The 23829-nt window shown below is 66.8% G+C and carries 14 protein-coding genes; 8 read left to right on the top strand and 6 right to left on the bottom strand.

What is annotated here, in order from left to right; genetic code table 11:
* Positions 1 to 124 precede the first annotated feature (124 nt).
* From NA5_RS07585 to NA5_RS07575, 3 genes are all read left to right on the top strand, one after another.
* Complete coding sequence (locus NA5_RS07585; RefSeq protein ID WP_084483949.1) at positions 125 to 10717, top strand: non-ribosomal peptide synthetase; 10593 nt, start codon at positions 125 to 127, stop codon at positions 10715 to 10717.
* Between the two features lie 230 nt (positions 10718 to 10947).
* Positions 10948 to 11937, top strand: coding sequence for an alpha/beta hydrolase (locus tag NA5_RS07580; RefSeq protein ID WP_174555208.1), 990 nt, complete (start codon positions 10948 to 10950; stop codon positions 11935 to 11937).
* A 253-nt stretch (positions 11938 to 12190) separates the two neighbouring features.
* The gene (locus NA5_RS07575) at positions 12191 to 13441 is read left to right on the top strand and encodes an Nramp family divalent metal transporter (RefSeq protein WP_062983262.1); all 1251 of its coding nucleotides are present in this window, start codon (positions 12191 to 12193) and stop codon (positions 13439 to 13441) included.
* Here the strand turns inward: NA5_RS07575 and NA5_RS07570 are convergent.
* Both NA5_RS07570 and NA5_RS07565 read right to left on the bottom strand, forming a co-directional pair.
* Positions 13438 to 13845 (bottom strand): nuclear transport factor 2 family protein, encoded by a 408-nt coding sequence (locus tag NA5_RS07570; RefSeq protein ID WP_062983260.1) that lies wholly within the window; start codon positions 13843 to 13845, stop codon positions 13438 to 13440. The two genes, NA5_RS07575 and NA5_RS07570, sit on opposite strands and share 4 nt — an antisense overlap.
* Positions 13846 to 13855: 10 nt before the next feature.
* The gene (locus tag NA5_RS07565) at positions 13856 to 14788 is read right to left on the bottom strand and encodes a zinc-binding dehydrogenase (protein WP_062983259.1); all 933 of its coding nucleotides are present in this window, start codon (positions 14786 to 14788) and stop codon (positions 13856 to 13858) included.
* A gap of 109 nt (positions 14789 to 14897) precedes the next feature.
* Between NA5_RS07565 and NA5_RS07560 the strand changes: the two genes are divergently transcribed.
* Positions 14898 to 15254, top strand: a complete 357-nt coding sequence (locus NA5_RS07560; RefSeq protein WP_062983257.1) for a winged helix-turn-helix transcriptional regulator — start codon at positions 14898 to 14900, stop codon at positions 15252 to 15254.
* Here the strand turns inward: NA5_RS07560 and NA5_RS07555 are convergent, their stop codons facing one another.
* The 3 genes from NA5_RS07555 to NA5_RS07545 form a co-directional block, all read right to left on the bottom strand.
* Entirely contained in the window at positions 15255 to 16280 is a 1026-nt protein-coding gene (locus NA5_RS07555; protein WP_062983254.1) for an SDR family oxidoreductase, read from the bottom strand. It abuts the gene before it with no gap.
* Positions 16281 to 16370: 90 nt separating this feature from the next.
* Positions 16371 to 16925 carry a flavoprotein gene (locus tag NA5_RS07550; protein WP_062983252.1) on the bottom strand — a complete coding sequence of 185 codons (555 nt, stop codon included), beginning with the start codon at positions 16923 to 16925 and terminating at the stop codon, positions 16371 to 16373.
* Positions 16926 to 16990: 65 nt separating this feature from the next.
* Positions 16991 to 18238: a TetR/AcrR family transcriptional regulator gene (locus NA5_RS07545; protein WP_062983250.1), complete on the bottom strand. Its 1248-nt coding sequence runs from the start codon at positions 18236 to 18238 to the stop codon at positions 16991 to 16993.
* A 130-nt stretch (positions 18239 to 18368) separates the two neighbouring features.
* Here NA5_RS07545 and NA5_RS07540 point away from each other — a divergent pair, with 130 nt between their 5' ends.
* Positions 18369 to 19172, top strand: a complete 804-nt coding sequence (locus NA5_RS07540; protein ID WP_062983382.1) for an enoyl-CoA hydratase-related protein — start codon at positions 18369 to 18371, stop codon at positions 19170 to 19172.
* 60 nt (positions 19173 to 19232) lie between these two features.
* Here NA5_RS07540 and NA5_RS07535 read toward each other — a convergent pair whose 3' ends face one another.
* Positions 19233 to 20753: an aldehyde dehydrogenase family protein gene (locus NA5_RS07535; protein WP_084483947.1), complete on the bottom strand. Its 1521-nt coding sequence runs from the start codon at positions 20751 to 20753 to the stop codon at positions 19233 to 19235.
* 399 nt (positions 20754 to 21152) lie between these two features.
* Between NA5_RS07535 and NA5_RS07530 the strand changes: the two genes are divergently transcribed.
* The 3 genes from NA5_RS07530 to NA5_RS07520 are packed head-to-tail and all read left to right on the top strand — an operon-like array spanning position 21153 to position 23826.
* On the top strand, positions 21153 to 22157 hold the full coding sequence (locus NA5_RS07530; protein ID WP_062983248.1) for a daunorubicin/doxorubicin resistance ABC transporter ATP-binding protein DrrA: 1005 nt from the start codon (positions 21153 to 21155) through the stop codon (positions 22155 to 22157).
* Positions 22158 to 22192: 35 nt separating this feature from the next.
* Positions 22193 to 22975 (top strand): ABC transporter permease, encoded by a 783-nt coding sequence (locus NA5_RS07525; RefSeq protein ID WP_371856379.1) that lies wholly within the window; start codon positions 22193 to 22195, stop codon positions 22973 to 22975.
* The gene (locus NA5_RS07520) at positions 22972 to 23826 is read left to right on the top strand and encodes an ABC transporter permease (protein ID WP_062983244.1); all 855 of its coding nucleotides are present in this window, start codon (positions 22972 to 22974) and stop codon (positions 23824 to 23826) included. Before NA5_RS07525 ends, NA5_RS07520 begins: the two co-directional genes overlap by 4 nt.
* The last annotated feature ends 3 nt before the right edge of the window (positions 23827 to 23829 follow it).

Below are 23829 nucleotides of genomic sequence, written 5' to 3'. Positions count from 1 at the left end.
GGGAGCACTTTTTAGGGATTACAGGGTAGGTGAGCTCCTTCATGTTTCGGGTGGTTGCACAACGTCGGCATGAGGAAGCTGCGTTGTTTCCAGCGACCTGCGAGCAGTCGCAAGCGGTGATCAGGTGACGCGCCAGGCTCGGGTGCGACCGGCTCGGACACGGACACAGCGGACGCGCGTCATCACCCTGCCGCAGCTGATGGCGGCCGCCGTCGAGGCGAATCCCGGCGGCCTCGCCGTGGTATTCGCCGATGCCGATGCCACTTCCGGCGGGCTGAGCTATGCCGAGTTGGATGAGCGTTCGACCCGGTTGGCCCGGCTTCTCATCGATCGTGGTGTCGGACCGGAAGATCTGATCGCGGTGGCCGTGCCGCGCTCGGTGGATTCGGTGCTCGCGGTGTGGGCGGTGGCCAAGACCGGCGCCGGATTCGTGCCGATCGACCCGCACTATCCGGCGGATCGGGTCGCGCACATGCTGACCGACTCCGCGGTGAGCTTCGGCCTGACCGTCGCCGGGGTCCGCCGCGACCTGCCCGATTACACCGAATGGCTGGTGCTCGACGACCCGATCACCGCGCAACTGATGCAACGGTATCCGGTGGACCGGGTGACCAATCAGGATCGGGTGCGACCACTGCACGGCGCACATCCGGCCTACGTCATCTACACTTCCGGCTCGACCGGCGTACCCAAGGGCGTGGTGGTCACCCATCAGGGACTATCCGGCTTCTGCGATGAGCAGCGCACCCGCTACCGGGTGACCAGCACCGCCCGGACACTGCATTTCGCCTCCCCGTCCTTCGACGCGTCGGTGCTGGAACTGCTCTTGGCACTCGGCGGTGCGGCCACCATGGTGGTCGTCTCGCCGACCGTCTACGGCGGCGCGGAATTGGCCGCCGTGCTGCGGCGCGAGCGGGTGACCCACGCCTTCGTCACGCCCGCGGCCCTGGCCTCGGTCGAGCCCGACGGACTCGACGAACTGCGGGTCGTGGCGACCGGCGGTGAGGCCTGCCCGCCGCAGTTGGTGCGGCGCTGGGTACTACCGATCGCGGGCGGGCTGCTACGCGAATTCTTCGATGCCTACGGTCCGACCGAGGCCACCATCGCCACCAATATCACCGCGCCGATGGTGCCGTGGGAGCCGGTGACCCTCGGTCCGCCGATCCACGGCATCGCCGCCTATGTGCTCAACGATCGACTGGTGCCGGTGCCGAACCGGGTGGTCGGCGAACTGTATGTCGCCGGTGCGCAACTGGCGCGCGGTTATCTCGGCCAACCTACGCTCACCGCAACCCGGTTCGTGGCCAATCCGTTCGAACCGGGCACCCGGCTCTACCGCACCGGCGATCTGGTGCGCTGGACCGCGACCCGTGAACTGGAGTACCTCGGCCGCAACGATTCCCAGGTGAAGATCCGCGGCTTCCGCATCGAACTCACCGAAATCGACGCGGTACTCGGCTCATGCGATCGCGTGGATTTCGCGGTGACCGTCGGGCACGAACTCGACAGCGGTACCACCGTATTGGCCTCGTATGTGCATCCCATCGACGGACAGCACGTCGATATGGCGGAACTGAAGGCCCTGGCAGAGCGGAAATTGCCCGCGCATATGGTGCCCGCGTCCATCACGGTGCTCGACACGGTGCCGCTGACACCGATGGGCAAAGTGGACCGCAAGGCGCTGCCCGCACCGGTATTCGAGGCCAAGGTATTCCGCGCGCCGACGACGCCGGTCGAGGAGATCGTCGCGGGCACCTTCGGCGATGTGCTCGGTGTCGCGCGGGTCGGACTGGATGACGACTTCTTCGAGCTGGGCGGCAATTCGCTGCTGGCCACCCAGGTGACCGCGCGACTCGATGCGGCGCTGGATACCCAGTTGGCGGTCCGGGATCTGTTCCACGCCTCGACGGTCGCCGCCTTCACCGCCGTGGTCGAGCGCACCGCCGGATCCGGCCGGAGTCGGCCGCGGCTGGTCGCGGGGGAGCGGCCCGAGCTGATTCCGCTGTCGCTGGCGCAGCAGCGGTACTGGTTCCTCAACCAGTTCGATACCGAGACCTCGGCGGTGGACAATATTCCGCTCGCCGTGCGGCTCACGGGTGAGCTCGATGCGGCGGCGCTGGGGCTGGCCATCGGCGATGTGCTGGCCCGGCACGAGATATTGCGGACCACCTATCCGAGCATCGGTGGGCGGCCGCATCAGGTCATCCATCCGGTGCCGGATACCCGGTTCGCCATGGTGCCGGTCGATGTGACCGAGGACGAACTGGTATCTCGGCTCATCGACTTCGCGGTGCTGACCTTCGACGTGACCGTCGAGGTTCCGGTCGCGGTCTCGCTGTTCCGCCTGGCCCCGCGCGAACATGTGATCGCCCTGACCGTGCACCATGTCGCGGCCGACGGCGCATCGATGGGACCGCTCGCCCGCGATCTCATGGTCGCCTACGCCGCGCGCATGAACGGGCAGGCGCCGCTGTGGCAGCCGCTGCCGGTGCAATACGCCGACTACGCGCTGTGGGAGCGCGCGGCGCTCGGTGACGAGGACGATCCGGAATCGCCCGCCGCACAGCAGATCGCCTACTGGCGGCGGACCCTGGCCGGGCTGCCGGACCAGATCGAACTGCCGACCGACCGTCCGCGCCCCCCGGCCCAGTCGTTCCAGGGCAAGTCGGTGCGATTCGAGATCTCGGCGGATCGGCACGCGAAACTGCATGCGCTGGCGCGGGCCAATCACGCCTCGCTGTTCATGGTCGTGCATGCGGCGCTCGCGGTGCTGTTGGCACGGCTGTCGGGCACCGACGACGTCGCGGTCGGTACGCCCATCGCCGGTCGTGGTGAGCGCGAACTCGATGATCTGATCGGCATGTTCGTCAACACGCTGGTGTTCCGGACGCGGGTACGTCCCGGTGATACCTTCGCCGCTCTGCTCGCCGACGTGCGCGAGCGCGATCTCGAGGCCTTCGCCAATGCCGATGTGCCGTTCGAGCGAATCGTCGAGGCGCTGAATCCAGTTCGCTCGATCGCCCGCAATCCGCTGTTCCAGGTGGGGCTGTCCTTCCAGAACCTGGCCGAAACCACGCTGGAGCTGCCCGGGCTTTCGGTGGCGACGGTCGATTTCGATCTGCAGCTTGCCAAGACGGATCTGCACATCTCGCTGGCCGATCGCTACACCGACGACGGCGCGCCCGCCGGAATGGTGGCCGACTTCGGCTATGCCACCGATTTGTTCGACGAGCCGACGGTGCAGGGCTTCGCCGACCGATTCGTCCGGGTGCTCGATGCCGTGCTCGCCGACGCGGCGGTGCGGGTCGGTGAGATAGAACTGCTTGCCGCGGACGAGAATTCGCGGATCCTGGCAGCTTGGAACGATACCGCGCACCCGGTAGATACGGCGGCGACGCTGGTGTCGCTGCTGGATGCGACGGTGGCCGCCGACCCGGACGCGGTGGCGGTGGTATCCGATCAGCCGGGACGCAAGCTCAGCTACGGCGAACTCGACGCCAGGGTGAATCGGCTGGCGCGGTATCTGATCGAGCGCGGCGTGCGCCCGGAGGACCGGGTGGCCTTGGGCATCCGGCGGTCCATCGATCTGATCGTCGCCATGTACGCGGTGGCGAAATCCGGTGCGGCGTATGTGCCCATCGATCCGGACCAGCCCGCCGAACGCGTCGAGTACATCCTGCGGACCGCGGGACCGGTCTGCCTGCTGAGCTCCGTACACGACGGCTTCCATACCGATGCCGTCGATTCCGTGACGATCGATGAGCTCGACCTTTCGCACTACTCGGACGCTCCGCTCACGGCGCGCGAACGCCGCGGTGCGCTGCTACCGGGGAATACCGCGTACGTGATCTACACGTCCGGTTCGACCGGGCAGCCGAAGGGGGTTGCGGTTCCGCACGGCGCGATCGTCAACCAGTTGCTCTGGGAGACAACCCGATTCGGTCTCGCAGACGATGATGTGGTGCTGCTCAAGACGGTGGCCACCTTCGATCTGTCGGTCTGGGAGTTCTGGACTGCGGCGGTATGCGGCGGCACCGTGGTCATCGCCGCGCCGGACGGTCATCGGGATCCGGCCTATCTGAACGAATTGATGGCGCGCGAGTCGGTGACAACCCTGCACGTCGTGCCATCGATGCTGGACGCGCTATCGACGGGGCAGCTGTCCCGCTCGCTGCGTCGGGTGCTGGCCATCGGTGAGACACTACCGGCCGCCACCGCGCAGCGATTCCGTCAAGGCAATGGCGCGGACCTGTTCAACCTGTACGGCCCGACCGAGGCGGCGGTGTCGATCACCAGCCACCGGGTGACCGACGCCGACGCGGTAACGGTGCCGATCGGCGCGCCGCAGTGGAACAGCCATGTCTACGTCCTGGATTCGCGCCTGCGGCCCGTGCCCGTCGGCGTATCCGGCGAGTTGTACCTGGCCGGTGCGCAATTGGCGCGCGGCTACTTCGGACGAACCGATCTGACCGCGGAACGGTTCGTGGCCAACCCGTTCGAATCCGGTGCCCGCATGTACCGCACCGGCGACCTGGTGTCCTGGAACGCGCACGGCGAACTGGAGTACCACGGCCGCACCGACTTCCAGGTGAAGATCCGCGGTTTCCGCATCGAACTCGGCGAGATCGAGACCGCGCTGCTGGCCCGTCCCGAGATCGCGCAGGCCGCGGTGGTCGTCAAATCCGATGCGCGCATCGGTGATTGGCTGGTGGCCTATGTGGTACCCGTCGACGAGGTCGTGGTCGCCGAACTGAAGGCCGGGCTGGCCGCGGTGCTGCCCTCGTACATGATGCCCAATGCGTTCGTCACGCTGACGGCCCTACCGCGCAACGCGAACGGCAAACTGGATCGCGCCGCGCTGCCCGATCCGGAGTTCGAGACGCAGGTCTTCCGCGCGCCCGCGACACCGGTCGAGGAGATCGTGGCCGGTGTCTTCGGCGATGTGCTCGGTGTGCAGCGAGTCGGGCGCGATGACGATTTCTTTGCCATGGGCGGTAATTCGCTGCTCGCCACGCAGGTGGCGGCCAGGGTCGGCGACGCGCTCGACACCAAGGTGCTGGTGCGATCGATCTTCGAGACACCGACCGTCGCCGGACTCGCCGCCAATGTGGAAACCCATGCCGGTTCCGGGCGGCGACAACCGCTGCTGGCCGGGCTACGCCCCGAACAGGTCCCGCTGTCGCTGGCGCAGTTGCGGATGTGGTTCATCAACCAGTTCGATCCCAGCTCGACGGCCTATCACATCCCGGTGGCGATCCGGCTGTCCGGCGAACTCGATATCGCCGCACTGGGTTCGGCGGTCGAGGATATGGTGGCGCGGCACGAGGTGCTGCGCACCGTCTACCCGCAGACCGCCGACGGACCGGTGCAGGAGGTGCTCGCACCCAACGAGGTACCGATCGACCTGGTCCCGATACCGATCGCGGAATCGGAGGCGGTGCAGCAGGTACAGCGGATCGTCGCGACGGGCTTCGATGTCACCGTCGAGGTGCCCTTCCGCACCGCCCTGTTCCGGCTCGATACCGGTGACCACATCCTGGTGTTCGTCGCCCATCACATCGGCGCCGACGGCTGGTCGATGTCGCCGCTGGTCCGTGACGTCATGCTGGCCTACTCGGCACGCAGCGCGGGCGAGGTTCCCTCGTGGTCACCGCTGCCGGTGCAGTACGCGGATTTCAGTGTCTGGCAACGCATGGTGCTCGGCTCCGAGGACGATCCGGAGAGCCTGATCTCGGCCCAGGCCGAATACTGGCGCAGCGCACTGGCCGATCTACCCGACGAACTGAACCTGCCCACGGACCGACCACGCCCGGCGCTGCGTACCTTCACCGGCGGGCGCACCGAATTCGAGATCGACCCGCTGGTGCACGCCGGTCTGGTGCGCCTGGCCCGCCGACACAACGCCACCATGTTCATGGTGGTGCACGCCGCGCTGTCGGTATTCCTGGCGCGCATGTCCGGCACCGACGATATCGCCATCGGCACCCCGGTCGCCGGTCGCGGCGCGGCCGAACTCGACGACATGATCGGCATGTTCGTCAATACGCTGGTGCTGCGGCTACCGGTGCCCGACGACCGCACCTTCGGTGATCTGCTCGCCCATGCCAAAGACACCGACCTGCAGGCCTTTTCGCATGCCGACCTGCCGTTCGAGCGGCTGGTCGAACTGCTGAACCCGCCGCGTTCCACGGCTCGGCACCCGCTGTTCCAGGTATCGATGTCGTATCTGAACCTGCCGACCAGCACCTTCGAACTGCCCGGATTACGCGCGCAGACCTTCGATTTCGCCGTCGACACCGCGAAGTTCGATCTGTCACTGACCATGTGGGCGCCGGGCACCGCCTCGGAAAGCCTGCGCGGTGAGTTCATCTTCGCGCGAGACCTGTTCGACGACAAGACAATCGAGATGTTCGCCGCCCGGTTCACCCGGCTGCTCACCGAGATCGTCGCCCGCCCGGATGCTCCGATCGGTGACCTGCGGCTGCTCGGCGTGGCCGAGGAGCAGGCCCTGACACCGGTGCGCCGCGGTGAGACGCCCGCCGTCCGGCTGCTGCCGGACCTGCTGACCAGCGCGGTGAGCGTCGATCCCGAACATGTCGCGGTGCGCACGGCCGGTCGCTCGATCTCCTACCGGGAACTGGACGAATACTCCTCGCGACTGGCTCGGGTGCTGATCGATCGCGGCGTCGGCCCGGAGCGCCTTGTCGCCCTGGCCTTCCCGCGTTCGCTGGAAATGGTCGCGGCCTTCTGGGCCGTCGCCAAGGCCGGTGGCGCGCATGTGCCTATCGACCCGACCTATCCGACGGACCGGATCCAGCACATGCTCACCGATTCCGGTGTCGTCCTCGGCATCACCACCTCCACCTACACCGAGCGGCTGCCCGAGGAGTCGAGCGAAACCAGCTGGCTACAGCTCGACGATCCCGCGATCCACGCGGCCGTCGCCAGCAAGTCGCCCTCGCCCATCACCGATGCCGAGCGGCTGGCGACACTGCTGCCAGAGCATCCGGCGTACGTCATCTACACCTCCGGCTCGACGGGGACACCGAAGGGTGTCACCGTCACCCATGTCGGCGTCGGTGGGGCCGTCGCGAACGCCAGCGCCGTATTCCAGCTCGGTCCGCAGCATCGGTTCCTACATCTGTGCTCGCCGAGCTTCGATCCGTCGATTCTGGAGTGGCTGTGCACCTTCCACAACGGCGCGACACTGGTCATCGTGCCGTCCACCGTCCTCGGCGGATCGGAGCTGACCGCGCTGCTGCGCACCGAGCGGGTCACCCACGCGATCTTCACTCCCGCCGTGCTCGGCACCGTCGATCCGGCCGGTCTGGACGAATTCCGATACCTGTGCTGCGGTGGCGAGTCCAGCACGCCGGAGCTGGTCGCCACATGGCAACCGGGACGGCACTTCATCAATGGCTACGGACCGACCGAGGCCACGGTGGCCGCGTCCTGGAGCGAGCTGATCGCCGGACAGCGCATCACCATCGGCGGCCCGGTGCCGGGAACGCCGATGGTGGTGCTGGATTCGCGGCTGCGTCCGGTGCCGCCCGGTGCCGTCGGCGAGCTGTATCTGGGTGGCACCGCGCTGGCCCGCGGCTACCACGACCGTCCGACGCTGACCGCGGAACGCTTCGTCGCCGATCCATGGGGACCGCCCGGTGCGCGGATGTATCGCACCGGCGATCTGGTGCGCTGGGTCGGCGAACTGGGGGAGTGGGAGCTCGAATACCTCGGTCGCACGGACTTTCAGCTCAAGATCCGCGGCCAGCGCATCGAACTCGGTGAGATCGATGCGGTGTTCGGCGGCCACGACGATGTCGAGTTCGCCGTCACGATCGGTCGGGAAAGCCCAACGGGTGAAAAGATTCTCGTCGCCTACGTGCTCGCGGTGCCGGGACGGACCATCGATACCGATGCGCTCACCGAATACGCCGCGCGCAGCCTGCCTCGGCATATGGTGCCCTCGGCGGTGGTGGTACTCGATATGGTGCCGCTGACCCCGGTCGGCAAGCTCGACCGGGCGGCGCTGCCCGCACCCGAACTCGCCCCGCGCCCCTACCTCGCGCCGTCGACCCCGCAGGAGCAGGCCGTCGCCGACGTATACGCCGAGGTGCTCGGCATCGAGCGGGTCGGCTCCGACGACGATTTCTTCGCACTCGGCGGCAGTTCGCTGGCCGCCATGCGCGCGGTGCACAAACTGCGCGAGCTGACCGGTATCGCGGTTCAGGTGCAGTGGTTCTTCACCGATCCGACCGTCGCGGCGCTCACCCAGCGCATCATGGATGCCGACGACACCGAGGCATACGAATACGGATTGAACGCCGAGGCCGCACTCGACGTGCTGCTGCCGATCCGGCACGGCACCGGTGAGGCGCTGTTCTGCATCCATCCGATGGCCGGATTGTCCTGGTGTTACACCGGTCTCGCGCAGTACCTGCCCGCCGACCGTCCGATCTTCGGTCTGCAATCGCCCGCGCTGTCCGAACCGGACTTCCGGCCGGATTCGCTGGATGCCATGGCCCGGCGCTATGTCGAGGAGATCCGCGCGGTGCAGCCTGAGGGGCCGTATCGGTTGCTCGGCTGGTCACTCGGTGGTGCGCTGGCGCATGCCGTCGCGGTCGAATTGCAGTCGGCGGGTGCGCAAGTCGCGCTGCTCGCCATGCTGGACAGCCGCACCGGCGGCAATATCGCCGACTTCTGGGCGGAACTGCGCTCGGCCTTCGCCGAACTCGGCATCGGCCCCGACATGCTGGGCGACACCAATATCCGCAACCTCACCGAAGAGGCGCTCGCGGTGCTGTACGCCAACATCCCGCCCGAACTGGCGCTGCTGACCCCGGAACGCCTGCGCCAGAGCTACCGTGGCGCGGTGCGCTCGGTGGAGCTCGGAATCAACCATCAGCACAAGGTTTTCCACGGCACGCTCGAGTTCTTCAGCGCCACCGGCCACACCGCCGAATCCCGGGCCTGGCGACCGTACGTCGACGGCACGATCAACGAGCATCCGGTCGAGGCGACCCACGAGCTGATGACAGCACCGGCGGCCTTCGCCGAAATCGGACCGATCCTGGCCGCTCTGCTCGCCGAGCCCGAGCCGCCGGTCGAGAAGGTCGCGGAGCCGACCGAAGGCGCGGTCGGATACGCCGCCGCGCCGGAGGGCTACGAGTACGCGGCACCGCTGGCCGATCCGGCCGCGTTCGACCACGACTACCCGACATCGGTGCTGGTCCCGATACCTATCGATGCCCCGGAACCGGCGGAGGACATGGCACCGGCCGATGACCTGCCCCCGACGGTCGAGGCTCCGGTACTGGAACTCGACGACGACGAACCCGAGATTGCGCATGAACCCCAGCGGGTCCCGTTCGCGGTCATCCATGACGACGACCCGATCGAATTCGCCGTCGCGCACCGCTCCGACGAACCCGACGACGCCCCCATCCCGCTGTCACTGACCCCGAATGCCGTGCGGCTGTTGGACTTCGGTGTCGAACTGCGCGTCCTGACGCTCGAGATCCCGCCCAACTACTCGCCGGAAGCGGTGCAATTCGCCGTCGATACGGTGCTCGAACAGCATCCGATGCTGTGGGTGCGGCTGCATCGTGACGGTGCGGGCGCCCCGGTCTTCGAGATCCCGGCCGAGGCACAGCGTCTCGACGAGGCCTTCCTCGGCCTGGAGTACGGCATCGACCAGAGCCCGCCGCCGGTCGACGATGTGGTGCGCGCGGTCGCCTCCGAACTCGATCCGACACGCGGCCGCAATATCCGCTTCGTACTGGTCGGCGGCCGCGAGGTGCCAACGACCATGGTCATCGTCGCCAATGGCCTCGTCGTGGACGACACCTCGTGGCGCACCATCATCGACAAGCTGTCGCTGGCCTGGTCGCGCGGCAGGCACCGCACGCCCGCCGTCCCCGAGGCCGGACTGTCCGCCCTGCTGCGGGTGCTGTCCGAGGGTGCGAGCGGCCCGGCAGCAATCGAGGAAGTGGCGTGGTGGCACCACACCCTGAGCGCGGTTCCCGCCGCCAAGGCCGGTGCCACGAACAAGAACCTGCGCGCGCGGCGCCGGGTCTCGCTGACGATCACCACCGAGGGCACCGCCGCCGTCGTCGCCGCGGCCGCCGCGCACGGTGCCAGCGTCGACGAAGTCCTGCTCACCGCCCTCGCGCTGGCACAGATCACCTCCGCGGGCGAAACCGTCACCGAGGCCATCGGCCCGGTGGTCCGGCTGCCCGCCGATAGCCGGGCGATGGCCGAGACCGATACCCTGGTCGGCGCCTTCACCACCGATTACCCGCTCCCGCTGCGGTTGGAGGGGGTGAACATCGAGGAGGCACTGGTCGGTGGTCGCGCGGCGGGCGTCGCGATCGAGCAGGTCAAACGGCTCACCGGTGCCGTGCCGTCCTATGGCGTCGGTTACGGCCTGCTGCGCTATCTCAATCCCGATACCGCCGCCGCCCTGACCGCACTCCCCACCGGCCGGTGCGGGTTGCGCTACCGGGATCTGCGTCCGGCGCGCGTGCACACCGACGCACCGGCCGCGGATCTGCTGCTCGATATCACCGCCGACGCCACCGCCGACGGCCTGCTCGTACGCTTCGACTACGCGGCCGAGGTATTCGGTGGCGACGAGGTCAAGACCTTCGCCGAACATTGGATCCGGGCGCTCGGCGGGCTGGCCGAATACGGTCAGCGATTTCCGGGGCGACCCTGATCACATTCCGACCGTTCAGGCATGATGGAGCAACATTGTGGTAACGACGTCCACTATCGTCACGACTAAATAGGCCGTATGGTCGGCCGCGGTGCATGCCCGCGGCAATGGGAAGCCCTCCCGTAATCACGATACGAAGTGAAGGTGTGAAATTGATGCGTAGTCTGATCCGGCGTCGCGGCACACGTGCGGCGGCGGTGATCGCGGCAACCGCGGTATTCGCGGGAGTCATGTCCGGTTTCGGCGCATCTACCGCGACGGCAGACCCGATCATCGATTCCAAGACGCTGCTGGCGAACCCGGTCGCGCCGGACGGCTCGAAGATCACCAAGGCCGAGTACAAGGACGACCGCAGCATCCGCCTCTACGTCTGGTCCGCGGCCATGGACCGGACCTTCCCGGTCGACGTGCAGCGCCCCGCCGATGCCTCGGCGCCGCGTCCGGTGCTCTACCTGCTCAACGGCGCGGGCGGCGGCGAGGACAGCGCGTCCTGGGTGGCCAAGACCGATGCGCTGAAGTTCCTCGGCGACAAGGACGTCAATGTGGTGCAGCCGATCGGTGGCAAGTGGAGCTACTACACCGATTGGATCAAGGATGATCCGGTACTCGGCCGCAACAAGTGGAAGACCTTCTTCACCGAGGAACTGCCGCCGCTGATCGATGGCGCGCTCGGCACCAACGGCACCAATGCCATTGCGGGCCTTTCCACCTCGGGCACCACTGTGCTCGCGCTGCCGATCGCCAAGCCGGGTCTGTACAAGGCCGCCGCGGCCTACAGCGGCTGCGCCCAGACCAGTGATCCGGTCGGCTCGGAGTTCGTCAGGCTGACCGTGGAGACCTGGGGCGGCGGCAATGTCGACAACATGTGGGGCCCCGTCGGTGGGCCGGAGTGGGTGGCGAACGACCCCTATGTGAATGCAGAGGGTCTGCGCGGTACCGATCTCTACATCTCGACCGGCAACGGTCTGCCCGGCCCGTACGACACCCTCAACGGCCCGTACACGCTGCCCGGCCCGGGCGGTCTGGCCAATCAGATCCTGATCGGCGGTGTCATCGAGGCGGGCACCAACTACTGCACCAACAACATGAAGGCGAAGCTGGATTCGCTTGGCATCCCGGCCACCTTCAACTTCCGTCCCAACGGCACCCACTCCTGGGGCTACTGGAACGACGAGCTGCACAACTCCTGGCCGACCCTGGCCAAGGGCCTCGGGCTCTGACCTGATTCACGGTCTCAAACCGACCGCCGTGATTGTGACTTTACGCACAGTCGCGGCGGTCGGTATTTTTTGTCCTGCGTTAGGTGACGGTTGATTTCTGCAGCACATGGGTAACTCGTCGGGGACGGGCTGAGTTGACGAAGCCCGACCGACGGCCGCCGATGTGACGCTTGTGACGCCTGAGTCCGGCCTGAAGGTTCGGGAGGCGGGGAGCACTAAACGAAAAGTTCGGGAAGCCGTAAAATTCTGTTCTATGAGTACAACCCTGGCTGAGTCGGCGCGGAACGCGACGACCCGGGCGAGATCCGTCAGCGTCTTGCTCGGCCCGGCCTTCGTAGCGGCCATCGCCTATGTCGATCCCGGCAATGTCGCGTCGAATATCAGCGCGGGCGCCCAGTTCGGCTACCTACTCGTGTGGGTCATCGTGATGGCCAATGTGATGGCCGGACTGGTGCAGTTCCTCTCCGCGAAGCTGGGGTTGGTCACCGGTATGTCGCTACCGGAGGCGGTGCGATCCAAGTCGAGTCGTCCAGTGCGCCTTGCCTATTGGGTGCAGGCCGAGACCGTCGCGATGGCCACCGATCTGGCCGAGGTGGTCGGCGGCGCGATCGCGCTGAAGCTGCTGTTCGACCTGCCGCTGCTGGTCGGCGGGCTGATCACCGGCGTGGTCTCGATGGCGCTGCTGCTGGTGCAGAACCAGCGCGGGCAGAAGCCGTTCGAGCGGGTGATCACCGGTCTGCTCGCCATCATCGCGATCGGCTTCCTGGCCAGCGTGGTGATTTCACCGCCGTCGGTCTCCGGCACCGTCGGTGGTCTGCTGCCGCGGTTCCAGGGCACCGAGAGTGTGCTGCTCGCGGCGGCCATGATCGGCGCGACCGTCATGCCGCACGCGGTGTATCTGCACTCCGGACTGGCCAGGGACCGCCACGGTCAGCCCGAGGTCGGTCCGCTGCGGACCCGGCTGCTGCGGGTCACCCGATATGACGTCGGACTGGCCATGGTGCTCGCGGGCACGGTCAATATGGCCATGCTGCTGATGGCCGCGAACACCCTGCGCGGCCGCGAGAATGTCGACACCCTCGAGGGCGCGCACGCCGCCGTCGGCGATGCGCTCGGCCCCGTGGCCGCGCTGCTGCTCGCGGTCGGCCTGCTGGCCTCCGGTCTGGCATCGACCTCGGTCGGCGCGTATGCCGGAGCGATGATCATGGAAGGGTTGCTGAACCGCAAGTTTCCGCTGTTGGTCCGGCGCATGGTCACCCTCATCCCGGCCATCCTCATCCTCGCGGTCGGCATCGATCCCACTCGCGCACTGATCATTTCGCAGGTAGTGCTGTCGTTCGGCATTCCCTTCGCCCTGATCCCGCTGGTCCGCTTCACCAGCGACCGCATCCTGATGGGCGCCGACGTCAACCACCGGGTGACCACCAGCCTGGCCTGGCTCGTCGCCATCATCATCAGCCTGCTGAACGTGGCCCTGATCTACCTGACCGTCACGGGCGACTAGGCGAACAACGTGCGCTGGGCATAGCCCGTATCGAAATACTCACGGGCCTCGGCGATCTTGCCGTCCGCGACCCGGAAGACGATCGCCACATTATTGACGTACGGTTCGCCCGCCTTGGTGGTCGCGCGGGTGGTCCATTCGGCGACCGCCTGCGCGCCGTCGGCAAGCACGGTCCGCACCTCCTGACCGATCGGTCGCGACATATCCATTCGCTCGAGCATCTGTGCGACGAATTGCCCGAAGATCTCCTCCGGCCCGGTCCAGGTGCGCGCGGTCGGCAGATCGCCGAACAGGGTCCAGGTCGAATCGGGGGTGAAGAACCCGGCGGCCCGCTCGGCGTCACCGGATCCGAGTGCCTCGATATAGGCCAGGATGGTGGCGCGGGTCTGCTCGGTGGTCGACATGATCGCTCCTTCAGGCGTCGATGGTGAGGATCGCGTTGCCGCGGATCCGGCGGTTGTTGAGATCGGTGAGCACGCTCGCTGTTTCGGCCCAGTCGGCGACCCTACCGAGCTCCGGATGCAGGCGGCCGGTGCTCGTCAGGTCGACCAGTACCCGCAGATCCTCGGCATCGGTCGTATCGGCGACCCAGTGCGGGAAATGCCGCAGCGTGAACGGTGTGACCGTGAGGTATTCGAAGAAGCTGAGCCGGATCGGTTGCAGGCTCGCCTGGCCGAACCACAGCACGGTGCCGCCGGGTGCGATCCGGGCGAGCGCGGCCGCGAAGACATCGCCGCCGACCGATTCGAAGATGACATCGAAGGGTCCATCGGCGTCCGCGACATCATGGACGACGGCAGTCGCGCCGAGTTCGGCCAGCCGCGCGCCGCGTTCGGGCGAGGCCGCCACCGCGGTCACCGAAATGCCTGCGGCCGTTGCCAATTCCACCAGATAGTGGCCGACGCCACCGGACGCCCCGGTGATCAGTGCCTTCTTGCCTGCCGGGGCCTCGACGTGCCGGAGCAGGCGCAATGCGGTCAAACCCGCGAGTGGCAGGGCGGCTGCAGTGGTGGCCGTGACGGTGTCGGGCAGTTCGGCCAGCGCGGAGGTCGCGACGGCCACCCGCTCGGCCCAGCCACCGTCCTGCGCATGACCGACCACCCGGGTTCCGACCACAGGCCCCGACCCGTCGGCGGCGGCCGCGATGACCCTGCCGACAACGTCCTGTCCCATGACCGTGCCCGGTGCGGTCGCAGTGCCATAGGCGCCGGTCATGGCGAGAATCTCGCCGCGGTTCACCGAGAACGCCTCTACCTGAATGATCGCCGCATCGGCGGCGGCCGTGGGTTCAGGTTTCTCGGCGAAGCGGACGAGGGTCGGATCACCAGTTGCTGCAAGGGCTTTCATCTGACTTCCTCCTGGTCGTTGCGATGAAAACGACACTAAGAGGGTTGGTTTCCGGATGAAAGAAGGCAGTAATTAGTGGTATAGGTACCTGGTGGATACCAACGATCCCATGGCATACGATATCTTCAACCTGAACTGCCCGTCCCGCGCGGTCTTCGATCGGCTCGGTGAACGCTGGACCGGGCTCGTGCTGCTGGCCCTGAAGCCGGGAACGCTGCGCTTCTCGGAGCTGCGCAGGCAGGTGCAGGGCATCACGCAGAAGATGCTCACCCAGACGCTGCGCGGTCTGGAACGCGACGGCATGGTGTCGCGCACGGTCTATCCGACCGTGCCGGTCACCGTCGAATACACGCTGACACCGCTCGGTCGCAGTCTCAGTGCCGCCGTCGATGTGCTGCGGGACTGGGCCATCGAGCACATCGACGAAATCGACGCGGCCAGAGCCGAATACGAGCGGGCGGGCTGATCAGACCCAGTTCTCGATCCAGTACTTCCAGATCAGCGGGGCATAAGCGGCCAGCGGCGGCACCTTGATGTCGGTGCCCGCGAGTGCGGCTGTGGCGTTGCGGCAGTCGAACCAGCAGCTGAATTCGCTGTGCTCCAACACATCCTGGGGGACGCCGACGCGGGGGAGCAGCCAGCTCGTGCCGGGCACGCGAAGCATCATCTCGAGGGTGCGCTTGGGCATCACCTCCACCAGATGCGGCGCACCGGCCTCGTCGGCGAACAGATTCAGCGCCTCGGCGGCGCTCTGTCGACGCGGATCGGCCAGGTGGTAGGTGGTGTGGTTGGCGTCGGGTCGGTGGGCGATGTGGGCAAGTGCGCGAGCCACGAAATCGACCGGGACCATATTGGTTTCCCCAAGTTTCGGCACCAGCACCGGCAGAAGCCTCGGCAACTGCGCGGCCATCCGCAGCAGCCGGAAGAAATAGTACGGACCCTCGATTCGATCGATCTCACCGGTGCGCGAGTGTCCGATCACGATCGAGGGCCGATAGATCCGCCAGCCCAACCCGGATTCGCGCACAATCTTCTCGGCCTCGAATTTCGCCCGCTGCATGGGCGAACTCAGCACCTGCCCCTCGTCGAACATGTCCTCGGTGAACAGTCCGTCGAATCCGCCCGCCACATCCACCGTCGAAACATGATGCAGCAGAGTGGCTTCCAGCTCCCGCACGACATCGATGACATGTCTGGTGCCGCCGCCGCGCTCGGCGAGGTCGTAACTCGATGCCAGATGGAAGACATGCTCGATCGAACCCCGATGCTCGGCGATCCACGCTGGATCGATACCGAGCCCGGGTGCGCCCATATCCCCGCGCACCGCCCGCACCCGCTCGCCACCCATCCACTCCCGAGCACAGCAGGTATACCGATCCGCCGAATCAACCCCGGGCCGGACCAGCACATGCACATCCCCTTCCCGTTTCAGCAGCTCGGGAATGAGAAATCGACCGATGAACCCAGTTGCTCCAGTAACCAGGTAAGCCATAGCCGATCAACATAGTCGCTCGTGCGGGCACACTTGTGTTCGGGATCACTCTGCCGCGTTGGCGCCGATGGTGGGTGCGAACTTTCCGGGCTAACTCGGGTGCGGGCTGCGTGGATCCGCACGCACCGCTCGCCATGCGGCGGCCCAGGGGAACTCGTCGATAGAGTTCTCCCCGGCGTCCGGCTCCTGCTGTTCGTAGATGTCGATCATCGCTACGCCCCAACTCGACAGCTTGCGAATCGCCTCCTGCACTGCGGGAAAGCTGATTTGCGCCCGACTGGAGAAGGGCACGGCGACGACCGGCAACCCCTTGCCCACCGCTTCGACCAACAAACCGAGCGGCAACGTATCCGAGATTCCGGCCGCCCACTTCGCAACCGAATTACACGTAATCGGCGCGGCGATCATCGCATCAGCGGGCGGAAGCACATCGGGAGCACCCGGGTCCTTGTACTCGGTGCGTACCGGATGCCCCGTCTCGGCCGCCAGCGCATCCGTATCGATGAACCGCCGCCCCTCCAGCGACGCGATCACGCACACGTCCCACCCGTCGGCTCGAGCCAGATCAACGAGCTTGCCGACATCGCGAGCCGCGGACGCGCCGGTGACGATGGCGTACAGCACAGGGTCTCCGTTGTCGTTCATCGCTCCATCGTCGCAGTCGAGGATGCGAGAGGATCCGCCTTGGATCCCGCCTCGGCGATCAGCCGCTATTCGAAGCCGAGGAGCACGGCCTCCATCAGGGCGCAGACTCGGGCCAGTTGCTCGGGACGTGGGTCGAATTTGGTCAATCGGCCCACGTCGATCACCTGAGCGATGGCGGCGTGCACGCGGAAGCGCGCCTCCACCGAATCGCCGTCGAGCAGGTTGGCCCACTCCAGCACGTTCTGGCGTTGGATGACGCGCAGCTTGTGCTGTTCGGCCTGCGGCAGATTGCTGAATTCGGCGTAGTAGACCGGCAGGATCTCCGGCATCGAGAAGGTGAGCCTGGCATAGCGGTAGGCGATGCGCCGGGCCGCGTCCGGACGGCTGGCGGCCTCGGCCAGCGCCTCGGTGATCGCGATGGCCAACCGGTCGCCGGTGCGGTAGAAGGCGGCGGCGAGCAGGTCGGCCTTGCTGGTGAAGTACCGGTAGACGCTGGAGGCGTTGATGCCGACGGCCGCGCCGATTTCCTCGATGCTGGCCTCGTGATAGCCCTGGCGACCGAAGATTCGGATCGCCTCGGTGAGCAACTGTTCGCGTTTCGAGGTGACCGGCAGGCCGCGGGTGGCCGGTGCGGGCTCGGGCTCGGTCGGTGCCGGTGGCAGTTCGGCGCGCAGGATCGACCAGCTCATCTCGCGCAGCAGCGGCATCAGCCGGGCGGTGGCGAGCGTGGTGCGATGCGAGGAGATGCTGGCGATGGCGCTGAGCACCCCGGCGGCGAGCATTGCCACGTCGGCGGGTGGTGCGGTGGGGCGCAGCTGTCCGATCGGTTCGGCCAGCGTCGCGTTGAGCGCGTCGTAGACCTTTCTGATCCGGGCGCGGTCGTCGGCCTCCAGGTAGCGCCGCTCCCAGCGGTACAGTCCGGCCTCGCGACGGATATCGATGGTGTGTTCGCTGATCGCCTTGATCAGGGCGTCGAGCCTGGGTTCCGGATCGAGATTCGGATCGTCCGCCGCCCGCGCGATCTTCAGCAGGTGCAAGGCGCCTTCTTCGGCGGCCGCGACCAGCAGGGCGTACTTATTCGCGAAGTGGCGATACAGCGCGGGCCCGGAGATGCCGACCTCGGCGGCGATCTCGTCGACGCCGACCGGGTAATACCCGCGTTCGCTGAACGCGCGCGCGGCGGCCCGGATGATCTGGACCTTGCGATCCTTCGGGCGCCGCCGCACCGACTGGGCAGGCTCGGCTCCCGTCCTGCTCGCAGCTGTGTCAGGCCGCGCGGAAGCGAGACCGACCTCGCTGCGATCCGCGACCATCCAGCTCTCCGTTCCGCTACGGCGCCGCTGGTTGACAGCGCCGGACAAATCATCCTAAGTTAACCACAATTCGCAAAGTTAACCACCATTCATGGGAATGCCCCGCCGGATTCCAGACCAGGAGCACCAAATGAGCAACCCCGATTCGGCGACCACATCCGCGGGTTTCAGTGCCGTCCGCGACGGCAAGGTGCTCCGGGTCACGCTCACCAAGCCCAAGCGCAAGAACGCCATCGACTACGACACGATGGTCGCCCTCGGTGACACCTTCCTCGCAGCCGCCGAGGACCGTTCGGTGCGGGTGATCGTATTGACCGGCGAGGGCGGCGACTTCTGCACCGGCGCCGATCTTGCCGCAACCGCCTCCGAGGCGCAGCGCGGGATCACCTCGGACATGGTGATGGATGCGGCCAACCGGCTCGTGAAAGCCATTGTGGACGCGCCGATTCCGGTCATCGCGCGGGTCAAGGGGGCGGCCGCGGGTGTCGGCGTCGGCATCGCGCTGGCCGCCGATCTGGTCTATGCCGCCGAGGATTCCTACCTGCTGCTTGCCTTCATCAATATCGGTCTGATGCCCGACGGCGGCGCCGCGTCCATGGTCGCCGCCGCGGCCGGACGCCCGCTGGCCGCGGAAATGGCACTGCTCGGCGAGCGACTCCCCGCGCCAGCGGCCAAGGCGGCCGGGCTGTTCACCGCCGTGGTTCCGGAGGACGAACTCGACGCCAAGGTCGAGGCCGCGGCCGCCAAGATCGCCGCGGGCCCGCGCCGCGCACTCGAACTCACCAAGAAGGCACTCAACGCCGCAACCCTCTCGGCACTGGACTCCACCCTCGCCGCCGAAAAGTCCGGCCAGAGCGAACTGCTCCAGTCCCCCGATTTCTTCGAGGGCGCCACCGCCATGCTCACCAAGCGCAAGCCGGTCTTCGCCGACTGATCGCGCGGGCACCCCGCCACCGATCACGGGACGTGCCGGATGCGCGGAGTCACCGCGGCGCTAGCGACCGTGGCGCATCCGGAAGATGGCTTTGGCGGTGCGCAGGTGGCGAGGACGCCGGTCGAAGGTGGACAGATTCACCGGCGCCCGATACCGCTTGCGCGCGATCGCCAGCGTCCGGCTGAACTCGCGCAGTCCCTGATCGCCGTGATGGTGTCCCTGCCCGTATTCGCCGACCCCGCCGAAGGGCAGCGCCGGAATTCCGGCATACGCGGTCGAAGAATTGATGGTCACAACGCCGACCCGAAGCTGCTCGGCGAAGGATTCGATGCCGTGCACGTCGCGAGTGAACACCGACACCGCGACACCATTGCCGACCGCGTTGATCCGTTGCGCCGCATCGTCCATATTCGCGACCTTGTTGACGATCAGCAGCGGTCCGATGCCCTCGCCGGTAATCGCGACGCTCTCCTCCGGCACGTCGGTCAAGACGATCGGTTCGATATAGGGATCGCGAATCGAATCCAGTCCGCCGACCACCGCGCGCCCGCCCCTGGCCACCGCGTCGCGCACCTGCTTGCGCACCACGTCGACCTGCGATTCCAGAATCATCGGACCGTAGGACGCGCGCTTATCCGCGCCGGGCCGCAGCCGCCGCGCCTGTTCGATCACCAGTTCCAGGAATCGGTCGTAGACGGAGTTGGCGACATAGGCCCGCTGGATGCCGGTGGAGTTCTGGCCAGCATTGGCCATCGCGCCGAAGACGGCGGCCTCGGCCGCCTCGTCGAGTTTGGCGTCGACGTGGACCACCATGGTGCCCTTGCCGTTTCGCTCGACCACCACCGGTGTCAAGGTCTGCGCGCACAGCTTGATCACCTCGCGCGAGCCCGCATCCGAACCGGCATAGGCGATTTTGTCCACCTTGGCCCGACACAGCGCCGCCGTGGTGGCGTGATCCCCGGTAACGACCTGCAGCACAGGCTGATTCGGCGCCAGCCGGTTCCAGCTGTCGGCCAGCCAGACCCCGACACCGGTGGTGAGCTCATCGGGTTTGAACACCACGGCGTTGCCAGCGGCCATCGCGTAGGCGATCGAGCCCATCGGGGTGAACACCGGGTTGTTCCACGGCCCGAGCACGCCGACCACACCGAGCGGCAGATAGCCGACCGAGGCGTGCTGATTGCGGGTCAGCCAGGTGGAGCCGAGCTTGCGCCGGTCCAGCACGCGCGCGGCATTGCGGGCCGCCCAATCCAGATTCTCGACGGCGAGCATCACCTCGATTGCCGCGTCCGCCTCCGGTTTTCCGGTTTCCTCGCACAGGATTTCCACCAATTCGCCTGCGCGCCTGGCGATACTGCGTTTCCAATCCAGTAGCCAGCGTTTGCGGGCGCTGAATCCCAGTTCCGCCCACCACTTTTCGGCGGAGCGGGCGGCGCGCACGGTGCGGTTGATTTCGCCAGCGCCCATCACGGCGTAGTTGCCGACGATTTCGCCGGTGCGCGGGTCATAGGACGTCAGCACGTTCGGTCGGCCCGATCCTCCCGTATGCGCTGCCAGCCTCGGCTGCGCGGTCTCGGCCATGGTCACCTCTCGCAGGGTCGATCCACCGCAGCCGCTGAACGCTTGGCGAAGCAGCGCTGCCGCAAACGAGTGAGTGCGTGTTCCCCCATTAGCAGACTATGGTCGCCGCGACGGCCGGACAAGGTGGCGCCACCGCCCCTACGCTGCCCCTGGAGGGCCGTCACCAGCGACGTTCTCCGCTCGGGCGGAGCAGCGGGAAGAAATGTGAGTAAGGACACACTTAGGTCGCAGTTCACTGGGTATGGCTCGGTCGGCCCTGCGGAGATGGCCCTGCCGGTAACATCACGCTTGGCGGCAGGGATCACCAACCGGGATGTATTCATTGCCCACACTCTTGGCGACCCGCGGTCGCCGCCCAAGGCCCCGCGAACGCCGCCGATCAGACAAAGTGGAGAGTTGATGCCGAGCTTGAACCAAGCGGATTCGCATACCAGCGAGCCACCACCCATCGATGGTGGTGACGTCGCGGTCGCGGTTGCGGATGTCCGGAAGTCATTCGGCGATGTGCACGCGCTGCAGGGCATCAGCTTCACCGCCGCGCGGGCCAGCGTGCTCGGCATCCTCGGGCCCAACGGTGCGGGCAAGACCACCATGGTCAAAGTGCTGTCGACCCTGCTGCGCCCGGACTCCGGCACCGCCGTTGTCGCGGGCCACGATGTGCTGAAGGATCCGGCGGGTGTGCGCCGCTCGATCATGATGACCGGCCAGTACGCCGCGCTCGACGAGAACCTCTCCGGTCGGGAAAACCTGGAATTGTTCGGCCGCCTGATGGGCCTGGGCAAATCGGCCGCCCGCAAGCGCGCCGACACCCTGCTCGAGGAATTCGACCTGGTGCACGCGGGCCGTCGCGCGGTGCGCCATTACTCCGGCGGTATGCGTCGTCGGGTCGATATCGCCTGTGGGCTGGTGGTGCGTCCGGAGGTGGTATTCCTCGACGAGCCGACCACCGGTCTGGATCCGCGCAGTCGGCAGGGCGTGTGGGATCTGGTGACCGCGCTGAAGAATCAGGGCATCACAGTGCTGCTCACCACGCAGTACCTCGAGGAAGCCGATGTGCTCAGCGACAACATCATCGTCATCGATAAGGGCACGGTGATCGCCGAGGGCACCGCCGACGAACTCAAGGAGAAGACCGGCGGCAGCTATTGCGAGGTGGTCCCGCTGGATCCGGGTCAGCTCGGCAAGGCCGCCAACGCACTCGGTGATCTGGTGCCCGCCGCCGTGCTCGCCGACCTCGATGGCGGCGACCGGATCTCGATTCCCGCACCCGACGGCGCGACCACGCTGTCGGAGGCATTGCGCAGGCTCGACGCCGCCGGGATCCAATTGGCCGATATCGCGCTGCGCAGGCCCTCGCTCGACGATGTCTTCCTTTCCATCACCGGCCATTCGGGCGGCCACTAGTGAGTTCCCCAACCGTCGAGCGGCCCGATTCGGCGCTGCTCTTCGCCGAGCTGCCCGTGGCCAGACTCTCTTACTTCGCGCAGTGGCGAGCGCTGGCCGGACGCATTGTGCGGACGATGGCCGTCAAGGGCGAACTGATCGTCGCGATGATCACCCCGCTGGTGTTCACCCTGGGGTTCTATCTGCCGCTGCGGTTCGTGATGAAGTTCCAGGGCATCGACTACGCCCAGTTCGTCATGCCCATCATCGTGCTGCAGACCATGGCGTTCACGATGATGTCGAATGCGCAGCTGTCCGCGTACGAGGCGCTGACCGGTCTGAGCACTCGACTACAGACGATGCCGATCGGCGCGCTTGTGCCATTGAGCGCACGCATCGGCGCTGGCCTGGTGCGTTCGCTGACGGCGCTGACCGCGGCGATCATCTTCGGCTACATGATCGGCTTCCGCTTCATAGCCGGACTCGGTCAGGCCGTGCTGTTCTGCGTCTTCTCCATCGCGGTCGGTACCGTGCTCGCACTCGGCGCGGACGCGCTCGGCAGCCTGACCAAGAGTCCGGAATCGCTGAGTCAGGCATTGACGCTGCCCACCTTGATCTTCGGCATGCTGTCCTGTGGATTCGTCCCGGAGCGCAGTTTTCCGATGTGGATCCGGCCGTTCGTGCGCAATCAGCCGATCTCCCAGTTCTCCTTCGCGATGCGCGATATGGCCCATGACGGGGTGAGCTGGGATGTGCTGTGGGTGCCGCTGACCTGGCTGGGCGGTATGGCGATCGTCTTCACTCCGTTGGCGATCTGGGCGAGTGTGAGGCGGTCATGAGTTCGGTCGAGACCTTGGAGCGCACCGAGGTGGACGGATTCGACCCGCTGCCGCGGGTGGCCACGCCATCCGAACGCGCGCTGTCGACCTGGATCACGCACAGTCTGATCCAGTGCAAGCGGCTGCTCTTGGTGTGGGCGCGCGATCCCGCAACAACCATCCAGACGCTGCTCTATCCGGCGCTGACGCTGTTCATGTTCCGCGTCGTGCTCGGCAATTCGATCACCGCGGCCACCGGTAAGCCGAGCATCTATGGACAGGTCGCGCTGATCACGTTGGTCGCGGCGATGTCCGGTGCGGTGGTCAGCGCGCTCGGCTTCAAGGGTGAGAAGTTCACCGGGCTGCTCGGTCGGTTCTGGACCATGCCGGTGCATCGGGCGGCCGGACTGACCGGCAGGCTGTTCGCCGAGGCGGTCCGGGTGCTGGTCACCACGCTGTTCGTGATCGCGGTCGGCTTCTCGCTCGGCTTCCGCTTCGGGCAGGGGCCGCTGGCGGCCATCGCATTGATCGGCATCCCGGTGCTGTTCGGCGTCGGCTTCGCGGTGCTGGTCACGGCGCTGGCGACCATTACCGAGGGCGTCATGCTGGTCAGCGTTATCGGCATCGTCAATACCCTGCTGATGTTCTTCAATTCCGGGTTCGTGCCGGTGATCGCGTATCCGACCTGGTTGCAGGATGTGGTGGCGAATCAGCCGATGAGCTGTGCCATCGACGCGATGAAGGGACTGTCCTACGGCGGTGCCGTCGCCGAACCACTGTTGAAGACCGTCGCCTGGGTGGTCGGGCTCATCGTCGTATTCGCGTACCCGGCGATCCGCGGCTACCAGCGCGCCGCCGAAACCGGCGCCTGATCT

Origin of the sequence: Nocardia anaemiae NBRC 100462, assembly GCF_001612725.1 — a bacterium.
Taxonomy (GTDB): Bacteria; Actinomycetota; Actinomycetes; order Mycobacteriales; family Mycobacteriaceae; genus Nocardia; species Nocardia anaemiae.
Note: the sequence above shows the minus strand (reverse complement) of the source record. Positions and strands in the feature narration are given on the sequence as shown.